Origin of the sequence: uncultured Rikenella sp. (genome assembly GCF_948810725.1) — a bacterium.
Classification (GTDB): Bacteria; Bacteroidota; Bacteroidia; order Bacteroidales; family Rikenellaceae; genus Rikenella.
Map to the genome: position 1 here is coordinate 1 of NZ_CAQIVA010000023.1, position 15,292 is coordinate 15,292.

The following is a 15,292-nucleotide window of genomic DNA, read 5'->3' on the forward strand; positions in this document are numbered from 1 at the left end:
AGGCATCCCCCGTACGCCCTTGCATACTTTCTTACTTGACGATATTCTTAATCTCCTTGAAGTCTTGAATATCGCGTGCGACATTCTAAAAATGTCGCTCTTACTCGTCCTTAATCCGTGTCAATGAACTTTGGCGATTCGCATCGCTTCTGGTGGAGAATAAGGGAGTCGAACCCTTGACCCCCTGCTTGCAAAGCAGGTGCTCTAGCCAACTGAGCTAATTCCCCGAGAACGTTATAATGAAGCCTTTGTGTGCTTCGTTGGTGTAGACCCGAGCGGATTTGAACCGCTGACCCCTACATTATCAGTGTAGTGCTCTAACCAACTGAGCTACGGGTCTGTTTAATTAAATTACGGTGAAAAGTCGATAATTTGCAGGAGAGTAGCAAGTTGTCGATCGGTCGAAGCACCTTTTCCGTGTCTTTCTCGGCCGACTGCGGTTGCGGTCGGTGGTTGAAAGGCACTCCAGAAAGGAGGTGTTCCAGCCGCACCTTCCGGTACGGCTACCTTGTTACGACTTAGCCCCAGTCACCGGTTTTACCCTAGGGCGCTCCTCGCGGCAGCGCACTTCAGGCACCCCCGGCTTCCATGGCTTGACGGGCGGTGTGTACAAGGCCCGGGAACGTATTCACCGCGCCATGGCTGATGCGCGATTACTAGCGAATCCAACTTCATGGAGGCGAGTTGCAGCCTCCAATCCGAACTGAGACCGGCTTTACGAGATTCGCTTCCTGTCACCAGGTCGCTGCCCTCTGTACCGGCCATTGTAACACGTGTGTCGCCCCGGACGTAAGGGCCGTGCTGATTTGACGTCATCCCCACCTTCCTCGCGGTTTACACCGGCAGTCTTCACAGAGTCCCCACCATCACGTGCTGGTAACTGTGAACAGGGGTTGCGCTCGTTATGGGACTTAACCCGACACCTCACGGCACGAGCTGACGACAACCATGCAGCACCTAGTTTCGCGCTCCGAAGAGAAGCCCTCTTTCAAAGGCGGTCGCTAACTTTCAAGCCCGGGTAAGGTTCCTCGCGTATCATCGAATTAAACCACATGTTCCTCCGCTTGTGCGGGCCCCCGTCAATTCCTTTGAGTTTCAACCTTGCGGTCGTACTCCCCAGGTGGATAACTTATCGCTTTCGCTGGGTCACCGACTGTATATCGCCGACAACGAGTTATCATCGTTTACTGCGTGGACTACCAGGGTATCTAATCCTGTTCGCTACCCACGCTTTCGTGCATCAGCGTCAGATGCGGATTAGCAAGCTGCCTGCGCAATCGGTGTTCTGAGTAATATCTAAGCATTTCACCGCTACACTACTCATTCCGCCTGCTGCATCCGCTCTCCAGTCAAACAGTATCAGAGGCAGGCACGGGGTTAAGCCCCGACATTTGACCTCTAACTTACCTGACCGCCTACGCACCCTTTAAACCCAATAAATCCGGATAACGCTCGAATCCTCCGTATTACCGCGGCTGCTGGCACGGAGTTAGCCGATCCTTATTCGTACGATACATTCAAATCCCTACACGTAAGAACTATTATTCTCGTACAAAAGCAGTTTACAACTCATAGAGCCGTCATCCTGCACGCGGCATGGCTGGTTCAGACTTGCGCCCATTGACCAATATTCCTCACTGCTGCCTCCCGTAGGAGTCTGGTCCGTGTCTCAGTACCAGTGTGGGGGACCTTCCTCTCAGAACCCCTAGACATCGTCGCCTCGGTGAGCCGTTACCTCACCGACTAGCTAATGTCACGCATGTCTATCTTATGCCGATAAATCTTTTATGCCCGAAAGATGCCTCTCTGACACTTATGGAGTATTAGGCCGAATTTCTTCGGGTTATCCTCCTGCATAAGGCAAGTTACATACGCGTTACGCACCCGTGCGCCGGTCGCCATCATGGATTGCAAGCAATCCATATGCTGCCCCTCGACTTGCATGTGTTAGGCCTGCCGCTAGCGTTTATCCTGAGCCAGGATCAAACTCTCCATTGTAAAAATGAAATTTTCTGACGATTATACCTCTCGGGAAACTTATCTGAAATATCTGCGGTATTCCTAAAAACACCCTCAGACATCCAAACCTTGCCCCGAGCGGCGGAAAGCATCTGACGACACCCTCCGAACCGTCTCCTGTGCTCCGGTTTCTTTTCTACCTGTTTCTTTTATTGACTAAGCTTTCTTTTCCCACCTATCTCTAGGCGGTGAGCCATCGCTGGCTCCTAAAACTTGTACTACAACTGCAATACTTCAATGAACTTTTGCGGGTGCAAAGATAAGGACTTCTTTTCCTATTCTCCAAATATTTCCAAAATTATTTTTGGATTTTCTTTGCTATCCGCCCCTATCTGACTGTAAATCAGCCGATCTTCGACCTAAAAATTTCGCCGTTACAAGTGTCGCTTACACATGGGCGGCGACGAAATCGCCCACTTCGGTGGTCGAATAGGCTTTTTGCCCTGTTGTGGAGGGATCGATCAGGTCTTCGGTCACGACTCCGTCGGCAATGGCTTGTTCGACGGCGGCGCGAACGGCGGTTCCTTCTTGCGCGAGTCCGACGTGCTCGAGCAGCATGGCGGCGCTCAATATGGTGGCCATCGGATTGGCGATGTTCTTGCCGGCTGCCTGCGGATAGGAGCCGTGAATGGGCTCGAACAGAGCGACTTCGGCCCCCAACGATGCGGAGGGGAGGAGCCCCAGGGAGCCGCTGATGACGCTGGATTCGTCGGTCAGGATATCGCCGAAGAGGTTTTCGGTGACTAACACGTCGAAGTAGGTCGGGCGCTGGATGATCTGCATGGCGGCGTTGTCCACGAACATGTAATCGACTTGCACGTCAGGATATTGCGGGGCCATCTCTTTGGCGATCTGACGCCACAGACGCGAGGTGGCGATGACGTTGGCTTTGTCAACGACGGTGAGTAGTTTGCGCCGTTTCCGGGCTTGTTCGAAGGCGACTTTCAGGATGCGTTCGATCTCTTCGCGGGAGTAAACGCAGGTGTCATAGGCTACATTCCCGTCTTCGCTCCGCCCTTGGGGACGGCCGAAGTACATCCCGCCGGTCAGTTCACGAATGCACACAAAATCTGCGCCTTTGACCCGCTCTGCTTTCAGGGGCGAGCGTTCCACGAGGGAGTCGAAAACGACCAGCGGGCGCACGTTGGCGAACAGGCCCAAGGATTTGCGCATCCGCAGCAATCCCTGCTCGGGCCGCACTTTGGCGGAGGGGTCGTTGTCGTATTTGGGGTCGCCGATGGCGCCGAAGAGTACGATTCCGGCTTCCTGGCAGATCCGATGGGTCTCGGCGGGGTAGGGATCGCCGGTGGCGTCGATGGCGCAGGCGCCGACGAGGCCTTTCCGATAGGTAAAGGTATGTCCGTACTTGGCGCCGACGGCGTCGAGGACTTTCACGGCTTCGCCGACGATCTCGGGTCCGATGCCGTCGCCGGGCAAGAGGGCGATGTTCAGGTTCATGGGTATCTGGTTGTTATGTTTCTTTAGTTTATTTTCGTAAATCCGCCGCCCCGGGCTACCGCCATCGGGATACGGGTATGTCGGGCAGCCTCGGTAGCTATGGTTACAGCTGGTCTTCGGGGGTCAGCAATACTGAAGGCATCATCTTGAATTTCCGTATGACATGGCTCTATCCCAGCAACCCGGTCAACCGTGGCTACGGTTTTCAGTTGCGTTGCCTCTCGGAATAAACGGTGCCGCTCGGCACTCGAAAGCTGACTGGAACTACCCCAAGCGACAGCCTCTACCCTATTTCAATTTGACTTTGCAGTCGGACGCCCGGGAGGTATCGCAATTTTCGACGCGGAGCGGCGTATTGCGGGCCTCCCGTGGGCAGGCGTTCGGCCCGCGCGACCCAAAGGGTCGCAGGAGCACTACCCATTCGTCTCTTGTAGGCAGTTTGCCGCCAGCGGGGGCGCAACCGAGCTTGCGAGGGTTGCAGTCCGCCGCTGGCGGCGAACTGCGCGACTCGTAGAGTCGCAAAAGCACAGCCCAACCCACGGCCCAAAGCACTGCCCCGTGTCAGCCTCACTGCGGCTCCGCTTCCGCTCCGCCGCATTTCTTCGTCGCCCGCGGCAATTCTTGCCGGATTGGCCGAGTGCCAATCCGGCAGAATATGCCCTCTTAGGCGGGCGGGCGACGAAGTTTTCGGCAGAGTCGATTTGTTCGCGCGCCTTGGCGCGAACGCGTCCGCCGGTCGGACGCACCCTTCTGGTGTTTTACTGGCCGCCTCTACCCCTGTTCTTTGTCCGCGCGCTGGCGGAAATCTTATTCAAACGCGAAACACGCGTTTGAATGATTTCTTATCCAGCAGTCGCGCGCGGGAGAGCTTTGACCCGTCTGAAACTGCCCTGCGCGGGCGGCGGGCGGTTAATAAGGCAAAGACAACCCTAACAAAACGCCCGATGGGCGCCCCGGCGGGACGGATCGATACTACGTATCGCTCAATCAGTTCAGCCCAGTTCTTTGATGCGCGCGCCTGCACTGCTTTCCTACCCTCGCTGCTCGATCTTGTTCAACATCTTCACGGTCGCCTTGATGGCGGCAATGGTCTGGTCGGCATCCAACCCTCGGGTCTTGAACCGTACGCCGCTCTGTTCCCACGTAATCAAGGTCTGCACGAACGCGTCTGTCCGGCCTCCCGGAGGAATGCTCACGGAATAGTCGGCCAAAATCGGAAACTCGCGACCGAGCTGCTCGCGGTAAATCGCCCGGACGGCCGACACGAACGCATCGTACTGACCGTCCCCGGCCGAGGTCTGCTGGTAGCTCTGGCCATGAATCTCCATCTTCACCGTGGCCACCGGACGCAGCCCCTGAGCCACCGAAAGCGAATAGTTCAGGATCCGCACCGCATCCTGCTCGCCGTCTCCCGAATTGCCCAGCAAGTCCGAAACGATATACGGCAAATCCTCGGCGGTCACAATCTCTTTCCGGTCGCCGAGCTCCACGATGTATTGGGTCACGCGGGTCATGGATGCCTCATCGAGCTCGATCCCCAAAAGCTCCAAATTCTTGCGGATGTTGGCTTTGCCGGAGCTCTTCCCCAAGGCATACTGCCGCGTCCGCCCGAAACGCTCCGGAAGCAGGTCGTTGAAATAGAGGTTGTTCTTATTGTCCCCGTCGGCGTGAATCCCGGCGCACTGGGTAAAGACGTTCTCGCCGATGACCGGCTTATTGGCCGGAATCCGAATGCCCGAATAACTTTCGACCACCGTGGAGACATGGTTCGTCCGCGCTTCATCGATCCCCATTTCGGCGTTCAAATGGTCATGCAAGGCAGCGATAACGGAAGAGAGCGGCGCGTTTCCGGCCCGTTCGCCCAGCCCGTTGACGGTCACGTGCACGCCCTGTATCCCCGCTTTCACTGCCGCCACGGTATTGGCCACCGCAAGATCGTAATCGTTATGGGCATGGAAATCGAACCGCAAATCCGGATACCGCTCGACCATAGCCCGACAGGCTTCGTCGCATTCCCACGGTTCGAAAACACCCAAGGTGTCGGGCAGCATGAACCGCCGAATGGGCAGATCCCGCAAGGCGTCCACCATACGATATACGTACTCGCGCGAGTGTCGCATCCCGTTCGACCAGTCTTCGAGGTAGAGATTGACGGCGATCCCCCGCTCCGTGGCCGCCGTCACGTCACGACGAATGTCTTCGACATGCTGGTCGAGAGTTTTCCGCAACTGGTACTTGCAATGTTTCTCAGAGCCTTTGGTCAGCAGATTGACGACGCGGCCGCCGCAGGCGGCAATCCAGTCGAGCGATACGCCTCCGTCCACAAAGCCGAGCACTTCGATCCGATCGAGGTACCCATTCTTCGTCGCCCACTCCATAATCCGGCTCACGGCCTGCCGCTCGCCTTCGCTCACCCGGGCGGAGGCGATTTCGATGCGGTCCACCTTGATGTCGGTCAGCAGTAACCGCGCCAAGCTGAGTTTCTCCTGCGGCGCGAAGGAGACGCCGGAGGTCTGCTCGCCGTCGCGCAGGGTGGTGTCCATGATCTCGACTCTGGGCATGGGTTTCGGGTTCAATGGGTTTGAAAATCGGACTATGCGCGGGTCTGTTCGTAGCGCGCCACTTCGGGCCGAAGGGTCACGAGGTAGTCTACGTCGTCGTACCCGTTCAACAGGCACTCTTTCTTATACCCGTCGATGGCGAACGACTCGCTGGCGCCCGTTGTATTATTCATGATGGTCTGGTTCTCGAGATCGACGGTGAATTGCGCCCGGTTGTCTTTCTCGACGGTGGCGAAAATCCCGGCCAAAAACTCGGGACTCACCTGAATGGGTAACAAACCGTTGTTCAGAGCATTATTCCGGAAAATGTCGGCGAAAAAGCTGCTCACAACAACCCGAAACCCATAATCGTAAATTGCCCATGCGGCATGTTCGCGCGATGATCCGCACCCGAAGTTATAACCGGCGACGAGAATCGTCCCTTCATATTTGGCCTTGTCATTCACCGGAAATTTGGGAATCAGCCGGTTATCCTTGGTATACCGCCAGTCGCGGAACAGATTGTCGCCGAACCCCTTACGCTCGGTGGCTTTCAAAAACCGGGCGGGGATGATCTGGTCGGTGTCTATATTCTCGATGTTCACGGGCACGGCGCCGGATACGATCTTCACGAATTTTTCTCTTGCCATCTGTCTGAGTTAATATAACTTGTTCGATTACTGTGTTTGCCAGGGAGGGTACTGTTCTTTTTAACTTCGCTCCGCTCGTTTTCCTCCTCGCCGCTCGGCAATTGGCAAACTACGTTTGCATTGCCCTCGCCGGCAGCGTCGGTTGTGAACAAAAAGAACCAAAAAAACTTTAGATGGATGCTTGCGCATCCTAAAGCTACCGGCGGCCCAAGTCTCGGTTGGTTGGGCTGTGGTTTTCCGGCGTAGCGCGCTAAATAATTGGGCATGATACCCTAAGCGCGCTCGCCGAGAAAACCCAGCCCGACAGACTCACGAAGATTGAGGACTGCGGAGCCTAAGGAGTAGCGTAGCTATCACGAAAGTCTTTTGGGTACCTTTTCTTCAGAAAAGGTACAGTTCCATGCGGGTAGACACGGTAAACGAACGATTATTTTACAAAAAGTTCACGTGGGTCGGTAATGCGTCCCGTGATCGCCGCAGCCGCAGCGACTAAAGGACTCGCCAAAAGCGTCCGCGCCCCCGGCCCCTGTCGGCCCTCGAAATTGCGATTCGAAGTGGAGACCGCATATTTCCCCGCCGGCACCTTGTCGGCATTCATCGCCAGACAAGCGGAACAGCCCGGCTGCCGAAGCTCGAAGCCCGCTTCGTGGAGGATATCCAGTAAGCCCTCCTCGCGCACCAGCCGTTCCACGATGTGCGAGCCCGGCACCAGCCACGCCACCACATGATCGGCCTTTTTATGTCCTTTGACCGCATGGGCGAAGAGCCGGAAGTCCTCGATCCGCCCGTTCGTACAACTCCCCAAAAAGACGTAATCGACCGGTTTGCCAAGCATCGCCTCGCCAGCCTTGAAATCCATGTATTCCAACGCCTTGACGTCCGATTCCGACGCCGGCGCAGGAATGACGCCCGTAATCGGCAGCCCCATCCCCGGATTCGTCCCGTAGGTAATCATCGGCTGGATGTCCGCCGCATCGAACCGGTACTCCTTGTCGAACACCGCGTCCGGATCGCTGTACAAAGTCTTCCAATACGCCACCGCGCGATCCCAGTCGCCGTTTTCGACCGACGGGGCATGCTCGCGCCCCTTGACGTATGCGAATGTCGTTTCGTCCGGCGCCACAATCCCCCCTCTGGCCCCGCACTCGATGCTCATATTACAAAGGGTCATCCGTCCCTCCATCGACAAGCCCCGAATGGCCGAGCCGGCAAATTCGATGAAGTGGCCTGTTCCGCCCGCCGCGGTGATCTGTGAAATGATATAGAGCGCCACATCCTTGGCGGTCACCCCCTCGCCCAAAGCGCCATCGACGGTGATCCGCATCTTTTTGGGCTTCGGCTGCATGATACACTGCGAGGCGAAGACCATCTCGACTTCCGATGTCCCGATCCCGAAGGCCACGGCGCCGAACGCCCCGTGGGTCGAGGTGTGGCTGTCGCCGCACACGATGGTCATCCCGGGCTGGGTAAAACCGTATTCCGGCCCGATAATATGCACGATCCCGTTCTTCGGGTGATTCAGTCCGTAGTAATTAGCGATCCCGAACTCTTTGCAGTTCTTGTCCAGTTGGTCGAGCTGGGTTTTCGACTCGCCCGGTTCGAGCGGTTTGTCCTGATTGAGCGTGGGCGTATTATGGTCTGCGGTCGCGGTGGTCTGATCCGGGCGGAAAATCCCGATTCCCCGCGCTCGCAATCCGCCGAATGCAACCGGCGAGGTCACTTCGTGGATATAGTGCCGGTCGATATAGAGCACCGACCGCCCTCCGTCGAGCTGCCGCACGACGTGGGCGTCCCAAACTTTATCGAACAATGTTTGTCCCATTCTATATACTTGATTTATTGTCTTTTGAACGTTTTCTTCGACTTTGAGATGGTCATCTCTTTTGCGCGAGACGAACACACAAAGGTATTTTGATGCTTTGTTCGCGCGCCTGGGGCTACATGCTCGGGCCGCGCAGGCCCGAGGGCCCGCGGTGGGCAATAAACTGTGTCGGCCCAATTCTGTTCGCGCGCCTTGGGAAATCTTGTCAAAACGTGCCAGCACATTTTGACGATTTCCCTTTTAAGGCGACGGCGCGCGGTCGAGCTTTGACTCGCCTAAAACTGGCCTCGGGCCGGCCGGGCCCCACGTCCCGTGGACGGGAAATGCTGGCGCATTTCAACTGGCAGCCTCGGCCCAATTCCTCGCCCCATTCTTTGTTCGCGCGCCTGCGCGATTCATTCTATTTCGGCTACCGCCGAAATAGTTGAATCGCTCCTTTAGGCGGGGCGCGCGGTCAAGCTCTGTGCCGGACAGAACTGTTCTCGTTGGCTTCGCCTTCCTCCTCGCCGCTCGGCAATTGGCAAACTATGTTTGCATTGCTCTCGCTGGCAGCGTCGGTTGTGAACAAAGAGAACCAGAAAACCGACGCAGCAACCGAGTGCCATCAAACTTGTTTGAATGGCCGAGGTGCAAGGAGGAACCGAGTAGCGTTCCGAGAGCAGAGACCGTTTACGGACTATGCCGAGGTAGCACGAGGAAGCCGAAGGCAGCGTCGGTTGTGAACAAAAAGGAACCGAAAAAACTTTAGAGCGCATCCCTACGGGATGCTCTGGCCGGATCTACCCAAATAAACCCGCCCCGAAAGCCCTACGCGAGCGCTTTGTTCACCCCGTCGATATAGGCCTCGACCGCGGCGCGCGTGATGTCGGCATGAATAGCGAACCCGTGCACCGCCACATCACCGTAAACCAACTGCATGTGCACCCGCCCCAAATCGTTGGAACCCTTGGTCATGGCCTGAATCAGGAACTCCTGCAAGGTAATCTTGTCCTTGATGATCGTCCGGATGGCGTTGATCGAGGCATCGATCGGCCCGTTCCCCGTCGCCGTGGCGGTCACCTCGCTCCCGCCGACCCGCACCCGCACGGTAGCGGTCGGAACCAAAGTCCCCGAGAGTACCTGCAAGTAGGTCAGTTCGATATGTCGGTCGCGTTTCTCCGTCCCGCCCACCAGCGGCAGCAGGTCTTCATCCTGGATATTCTTGTTGTTGTCCGCCAGCACGAGGAACTCTTCATACGCCCGCGCCAATTCGTCCCCCTCCAGCAGGTACCCCATCTGTTCCAGCCGGTGCTTCAGGGCGGCCCGCCCGCTGCGCGCCGTCAGCACGATGGCGTTGTCCGACAGCCCCACATCCTCGGGATTCATAATTTCGTAGCTCTCGCGGTTTTTGAGCACCCCGTCCTGGTGAATCCCCGACGAGTGGGCGAAGGCGTTCCGCCCGACCACCGCCTTGTTGGCCTGCACGGGCATGTTCATCAGGCTGGAAATCATCCGGCTGGTCGCCGTAATCCGTTTCGTGTCGATATCGGTGTCGATCCCCAGCTCCCGATGGCACCGAAGGGCCATCACGACCTCTTCCAACGCTGTGTTCCCGGCCCGTTCGCCGATGCCGTTGATGGTGCACTCCACCTGCCGCGCCCCCGCCGCAATCCCGGCCAGCGAATTGGCCGTCGCCATCCCCAAATCGTTGTGGCAGTGGGTCGAAAGAATCGCGCGGTGCACGCCGTCCACATGTTCCATCAGGTAAGCGATCTTGGCGGCATACTCCGCCGGCAGGCAATAGCCTGTCGTATCGGGAATATTGACCACGGTCGCCCCCGCCTTAATGACCGCCTCGACCACGCGGGCCAGATACTCGTTATCCGACCGCCCCGCATCTTCGGCATAAAACTCGACATCTTCGACGAACCGTTTGGCATATTTCACGGCCGCCACAGCCCGCTCCAGCACCTCCTCGCGGGTGGAGTTGAATTTATACCGGATATGTTCGTCGGAGGTTCCGATCCCGGTGTGAATCCGACCGCGACGCGCATATTTCAAAGCATCGGCCGCCACTTCGATATCCTTTTCGACAGCCCGCGTCAGGGCACAGATCGTAGGCTGGGTCACCGCCCGTGAAATCTCGCGCACGGAGTTGAAGTCGCCCGGGCTCGACACCGGAAAACCGGCCTCCAGCACATCGACTCCGAGCAGTTCGAGCTGACGCGCCACTTCGATCTTTTCGACCGTATTGAGCTGACATCCAGGCACTTGCTCGCCGTCGCGCAACGTGGTGTCGAAGACATATAATTTATCTGCCATACGAATTTTTCATTTTTGGTGCACGTAAAAGTACTCCACAACGACCCGTGGGCAGCAGCAGCAAAATAGCTTTTTACGAAGACAAACCACGGAAAGTTAGTCTTAAAAAACTGAAAAATAAAATCTTACGGTTTATTTCCAGCCGGAAACCAACTGAAAATTCGGCGACTAAAGAAAACCCCTTGAAGCGCGCCGCGCAGAAAAAGATAACTCAGAAAAGCGATCCACAACCCGGCATTCCCCATCCGGGATTCCAGCAGGAAATAGAGGCCGAAAAAGACGCCGGTGGCTACAAACATGGCGTTGCGCATCACCCAGGTCGCGGTCATCCCGACCAGCACGCCGTCCAGAATAAAGGCCAGGAATCCGCACACGGGCACGCACACGGCCCATACGGCATACGCCCGGGCGGCTGCAAGGATAGCCGGGCTGTCGGTAAAAAGGGCCAGTATCGACTGTCCGATGGTCGCATAAAGCAGTGTAAAGAGCAGCATCACGCCTGTCCCCCAGCCCAATAAACCGCGTATGGCTCGACGCAGCTGGATGAGATTGCGGGCTCCGTAGTAGCGTCCGGCAAGGGCTTCGCCGGCGTAGGCGAAACCGTCCATCAGGTAAGAAAACAGGGTGAAGAGTTGCAAAAGCAGGGTATTGACGGCCAGCAGGGTATCTCCCATTCGGGTGGAGGCGACGGTAAAGTAGGTGAAGACGGCGACGAGGCAAACGGTGCGCAGAAAGATGTCGCGGTTCACGCGGAAGAATCGCCGCATGACGTTCCATTTCAGCATGCCGCTCTGTCGAACGAGGTTGCGGTCGAAAAAGCGGCCGTAGTAGCGCCGGATAACGAAGAGGGCGGCAAGCACGCCGCTCCACTGGGCGACGACGGTGCCGAGCGCAACGCCTTCGATACCCATGCCGCCGAGTCGGACGGCGGCCAGACTGGCGCCGATGTTCACGAGGTTGATGCCGATGGCGATCCACATGGGGGCGCGGGCGTTCTGCATGCCGATGAACCAGCCGGTCAGGGCATACAAGGCCAAGGTAGCGGGGGCGGCCCAGATCCGAACGAGGAAGTAGCGGCGGGCGGCTTGTTCCACGGCTTCGCTGCCTTCCATGACGTACATCGCGCCGCGCAGGATGGGCTGTTGCAGGGCCCAGAGCAGCAAGGCGACGGTGCCGGCTACGCACAAGGCGCGCACGAGCACTCGACCGGCTTCGCGAAAGTCGCGGGCGCCATAGGCTTGGGCGGTCAGGCCGCTGGTGCCCATCCGCAGGAAGCTAAAGTTCCAATAAAGGAAGTTGAAGAGGGTGCCGCCGACGGCGATTCCGCCGATCAGGGCGTCGTCGCCCAAACGCCCCACGATGCCCAGATCGACCATCCCCAAGAGGGGAACGGTCACGTTGGAGACGATGTTCGGGATGGCTAAGGCTAAGATTTTCCGATTCACGAGGGTTTATCCTATCATTCGTTCCGGAAGGCTGAAGCACCTATCGGGGTCTTTTCCGCCGCCCCGGGCTACCGCGATTTCGGTCGCACGGACTATGAGGGCGTGGTCAGGAACGTTGGCAATAGCGGATTCTGCTGGTCTTCAACAACGAGAGACATCGGTGGACTGGACTCACATTTCCATTCGCAAGGCTTCAACGCCAGCTATTCGGACTACCGAGCACACGGTTTTCAGTTGCGTTGCCTCTCGGAATAAACGCCGCGAGCCCGCGGTGGGCAAGGGGCTGGAGCTACCCTAACTGGTTCGACTTTGGCGGCCGGAGCCAGCGTGGGCCAAAACGAGCATCGCGAGTTGCGGCCCTACGCTGGCTCCGGCCCGCGCGACCCGTTGGGTCGCAGAAGCACCGCACAATTTTCTGAACTTCGGCCTGTCGCCCACCCCCCGAGGCGCTTTGCGCCTGGGCGACAAGGCCGGCGGTTCGGAGAACCGCGCTACTCGCATTCGGCTTAAGCGGTCGAAGCCTGCGGGGTTTGGGGTAGAGACTGGCAGCAAAAGACGCTGTGCGTCCCTCCGCGGCGGGAGGCTTCGGCCCGCGCGACCCGTTGGGTCGCAAAAGCATAGCCCAATCCACGGCCCAAAGCACGGCCCAGTTCTCCGCCCCGTGTCAGCCCACTGTGGCTCCGCTATCACTCCGCCACGTTTACCGTCGCCCGCTGGGATTTCATCTCGATTTTGCTGTCGCAAAACGAGTGAAATCCCTCTTTAGGCGGGCGGGCGACGGAGTTTTCGTGAATGGACAGATTTTTTCGCGCGCCTTACGCGATTCATCTATATTCGGCTACCGCCGAAATAGTTGAATCGCTTCTTTAGGCGGGGCGCGCGGCTTTGGCAACAGGAGGGGACTGCGCGCGGGCCCCACGTCCCGTGGACGGAAAATGCTCACGCATTTCCACTGGCCGCCTCTACCTCCGTTCTTTGTCCGCGCGCTGACGTTAACCCATTGTTCGCGCGCCTGGAGAAATCTTGTCAAAACGTGCCAGCACATTTGGACGATTTCCCTCTTTAGGCGGCGGCGCACGAGCAACTGGAAAGTAATAACGGCCGCGCGCCATGACGCGAACGCGTCGGCCAAGCGGGCCCCACGTCCCGTGGACGGGAAATGCTTACGCATTTCAACTGGCTGCCTCTACCCCAAGGCAGACACTACCCTAGCTTTCGGAACAGCAACCGAGTCACCGCTCCCGCTCCGGCCAAAACAACTTGGTTCCGAAACCCAAAGTGTTGTCGGTATACTTCATATTCGAAACTTCCAACAGCCACAATTCGCTCAACATCGGCGCCGCAAACGGAAACCGTTTCAGATAGCCGCTGCGCGCCGCCGACAACCATTCGGCAGAGCTGTCCGCCCGATGCACCGTACCCTGAAGCTGAAGCCCCTGCAACCGCCCTACGACTTTCGATTCCAGGACGACAGAAGCTGCCACCCGGCCGTGAGCCGTAAACTGAGCGGCATGCCGCGTCTCGGCCGGAGAGGTAAAGACGAAAGCCCCGCCCGCAAAACCGAGCGTGCCGGGGGCCAGATAAGCATAAAAGAGATTGCAACACCACAATTCGCCCCCTGCCGAAGCGTCGGCAGTGGCCAGCGTCATCACCCGATGGCGTCCCACGAAACGGACGATCCGGGCGTCGACGACCGACAAAGCCGACTCTTTATTTTTTTGCTGCATAAGCGTCCATCACTTTCCGCACATCTCGCTTCGCCTGCTCGAAAGCGGCCTTGTTGCCCGACCGAATCGGCGTGCTGGGTTGCGAGGTGTTGGTCAGCGGATTGATATACTTGCCGTTCTTTTTCAACCGGTAGTCGAGGTGCGGGCCGGTCGAACCGCCGGAGTTTCCCGAATAACCGATCACCTGTCCCTGCGAAACCCGCTGCCCCTGCTGCACGGCGAAACGGCTCAAGTGCAGATAGGCCGACTCGTATCCCCCCGCGTGTTTGATCCATATGCGCCAACCGCCGCCGAACGGATCCCAGCCTCGTCGGGTCACCACGCCGCTCGCCACGGCATGCACCGGAGTCCCCACCGGACAAGCATAGTCCACGCCGTTATGCTGTCGCCGAATCCGCTTGATCGGATGAATCCGGGAGCCGAAACGGGAGGTGATCCGCGCGCTGAAGCTCAGCGGGGCCTTCAGCATGGCCTGCTTCAGGTTGACGCCCTTGTCGTCCCAATAGCCCCACTCGTCGTCCTGATTGAACCGGCAGGCCCAATAGCTCTTCCCGGCATGAACGAACTCCACGCCGTAGATCGTCCCCACGCCGACGCTGGCGGTGTCGATAAACTGCTCTTCGTACAAGACGCGGAACTTGTCTCCTTTCTGCAAGGCGAAGAAGTCGATCACTGACTGGTAGATTTTCGCCATCCGTTCGCCGAGCACTACCGGCAGGTTGTTCTCGTAAATGGTGGCGTACAGCGAACTGCTGATCGTCCCTTCGGCATAACGCTCTTCGGTGACGACCTCTTTCTTGTCCACCCGCACGTAGATGCTGTCGCACAAGGAGAAAGTAACGTAGTCGGTCTGGTTCCGCTCGTACACCAGGTAGCACAAGGTCTGGGCGCTATCCGGCGTCAGAAAAGCGGTATAGGTGCGTCCGGCCCGGATATCGCGGGGCTCGAAACGCCCTTTGGAAAGGGCGAGGAGGCGATTGACGACCGCGATATTGACGTTGTAACGCTGATTGAGCAGCCGCGAGAAGGTCTCTCCGCTTTCGATCTCGCCGGTCTGGACTTCGAAGGCTTCGATGGGCAGGCCGTAGACTTTGCTCTGGGAGCGCATGACAATGGAGTCGAAACGCGCACTGGCAACGAGTGTGCCGTCCGTCTCGCCGCCGTAGCCGTTCGAGGGCCCGGAACAGCGCCGGATGGCGAGCAAAATGCCGAGCACGAAGATGACGCAGAGCAGAAAAAGAAAGACGACGACCAGAGGATGTCGACGGAAGATCTTACGGAAGATCAGACGAAAGGAGGGTGTTTGGGTCTGGGCCATCGCGCTTGTGGA

10 protein-coding genes, 2 tRNA genes and 1 rRNA gene are annotated in these 15,292 nt (G+C 57.8%); 2 read left to right on the top strand and 11 right to left on the bottom strand.

Translation table 11 applies throughout. The features are described 5' to 3' along the window. Positions 1 to 150: 150 nt before the first annotated feature. The 4 genes from Q9S52_RS07030 to leuB all read right to left on the bottom strand — a co-directional run bounded on the left by Q9S52_RS07030 (position 151) and on the right by leuB (position 3,477). Positions 151 to 227, bottom strand: a tRNA-Ala gene (locus tag Q9S52_RS07030). A 39-nt stretch (positions 228 to 266) separates the two neighbouring features. After that, positions 267 to 340, bottom strand: a tRNA-Ile gene (locus tag Q9S52_RS07035). Positions 341 to 469: 129 nt separating this feature from the next. Continuing rightward, positions 470 to 1,998, bottom strand: a 16S ribosomal RNA gene (locus Q9S52_RS07040). Positions 1,999 to 2,406: 408 nt separating this feature from the next. Then, complete coding sequence (gene leuB / locus Q9S52_RS07045; protein ID WP_304708618.1) at positions 2,407 to 3,477, bottom strand: 3-isopropylmalate dehydrogenase; 1,071 nt, start codon at positions 3,475 to 3,477, stop codon at positions 2,407 to 2,409. A 77-nt stretch (positions 3,478 to 3,554) separates the two neighbouring features. Here leuB and Q9S52_RS07050 point away from each other — a divergent pair, with 77 nt between their 5' ends. Then, positions 3,555 to 3,707 (top strand): hypothetical protein, encoded by a 153-nt coding sequence (locus Q9S52_RS07050; protein WP_294594237.1) that lies wholly within the window; start codon positions 3,555 to 3,557, stop codon positions 3,705 to 3,707. 801 nt (positions 3,708 to 4,508) lie between these two features. Here the strand turns inward: Q9S52_RS07050 and Q9S52_RS07055 are convergent. The 5 genes from Q9S52_RS07055 to Q9S52_RS07075 form a co-directional block, all read right to left on the bottom strand. Beyond that, positions 4,509 to 6,038, bottom strand: coding sequence for an alpha-isopropylmalate synthase regulatory domain-containing protein (locus Q9S52_RS07055; RefSeq protein ID WP_300728963.1), 1,530 nt, complete (start codon positions 6,036 to 6,038; stop codon positions 4,509 to 4,511). A 32-nt stretch (positions 6,039 to 6,070) separates the two neighbouring features. Beyond that, positions 6,071 to 6,667, bottom strand: a complete 597-nt coding sequence (gene leuD / locus Q9S52_RS07060) for a 3-isopropylmalate dehydratase small subunit (protein WP_304708619.1) — start codon at positions 6,665 to 6,667, stop codon at positions 6,071 to 6,073. A gap of 427 nt (positions 6,668 to 7,094) precedes the next feature. Further along, positions 7,095 to 8,489 (bottom strand): 3-isopropylmalate dehydratase large subunit, encoded by a 1,395-nt coding sequence (gene leuC / locus Q9S52_RS07065; RefSeq protein WP_300829376.1) that lies wholly within the window; start codon positions 8,487 to 8,489, stop codon positions 7,095 to 7,097. A gap of 807 nt (positions 8,490 to 9,296) precedes the next feature. Next, positions 9,297 to 10,790 carry a 2-isopropylmalate synthase gene (locus Q9S52_RS07070; RefSeq protein WP_300729214.1) on the bottom strand — a complete coding sequence of 498 codons (1,494 nt, stop codon included), beginning with the start codon at positions 10,788 to 10,790 and terminating at the stop codon, positions 9,297 to 9,299. A gap of 125 nt (positions 10,791 to 10,915) precedes the next feature. Continuing rightward, positions 10,916 to 12,235 (bottom strand): MATE family efflux transporter, encoded by a 1,320-nt coding sequence (locus Q9S52_RS07075; protein ID WP_304708620.1) that lies wholly within the window; start codon positions 12,233 to 12,235, stop codon positions 10,916 to 10,918. Positions 12,236 to 12,337: 102 nt separating this feature from the next. On the opposite strand from Q9S52_RS07075, the gene Q9S52_RS07080 reads away from it, so the two are divergent. Continuing rightward, the gene (locus Q9S52_RS07080) at positions 12,338 to 12,490 is read left to right on the top strand and encodes a hypothetical protein (protein ID WP_294594764.1); all 153 of its coding nucleotides are present in this window, start codon (positions 12,338 to 12,340) and stop codon (positions 12,488 to 12,490) included. Positions 12,491 to 13,467: 977 nt separating this feature from the next. On the opposite strand, the gene Q9S52_RS07085 is transcribed toward Q9S52_RS07080, so the two are convergent. Further along, positions 13,468 to 13,962, bottom strand: coding sequence for a pyridoxamine 5'-phosphate oxidase family protein (locus Q9S52_RS07085; protein ID WP_304708621.1), 495 nt, complete (start codon positions 13,960 to 13,962; stop codon positions 13,468 to 13,470). Further along, positions 13,946 to 15,280 carry a M23 family metallopeptidase gene (locus tag Q9S52_RS07090; RefSeq protein ID WP_294591620.1) on the bottom strand — a complete coding sequence of 445 codons (1,335 nt, stop codon included), beginning with the start codon at positions 15,278 to 15,280 and terminating at the stop codon, positions 13,946 to 13,948. The genes Q9S52_RS07085 and Q9S52_RS07090 overlap by 17 nt, the downstream gene beginning before the upstream one ends. Between the last annotated feature and the right edge of the window lie 12 nt (positions 15,281 to 15,292).

Excerpts from the sequence above, each read along its gene's own strand:
- leuB (WP_304708618.1), bottom strand. The coding sequence starts at position 3,477 with ATGAACCTGAACATCGCCCTCTTGCCCGGCGACGGCATCGGACCCGAG.
- Q9S52_RS07050 (WP_294594237.1), top strand. The coding sequence starts at position 3,555 with ATGTCGGGCAGCCTCGGTAGCTATGGTTACAGCTGGTCTTCGGGGGTC.
- Q9S52_RS07055 (WP_300728963.1), bottom strand. The coding sequence starts at position 6,038 with ATGCCCAGAGTCGAGATCATGGACACCACCCTGCGCGACGGCGAGCAG.
- leuD (WP_304708619.1), bottom strand. The coding sequence starts at position 6,667 with ATGGCAAGAGAAAAATTCGTGAAGATCGTATCCGGCGCCGTGCCCGTG.
- leuC (WP_300829376.1), bottom strand. The coding sequence starts at position 8,489 with ATGGGACAAACATTGTTCGATAAAGTTTGGGACGCCCACGTCGTGCGG.
- Q9S52_RS07070 (WP_300729214.1), bottom strand. The coding sequence starts at position 10,790 with ATGGCAGATAAATTATATGTCTTCGACACCACGTTGCGCGACGGCGAG.
- Q9S52_RS07085 (WP_304708621.1), bottom strand. The coding sequence starts at position 13,962 with ATGCAGCAAAAAAATAAAGAGTCGGCTTTGTCGGTCGTCGACGCCCGG.
- Q9S52_RS07090 (WP_294591620.1), bottom strand. The coding sequence starts at position 15,280 with ATGGCCCAGACCCAAACACCCTCCTTTCGTCTGATCTTCCGTAAGATC.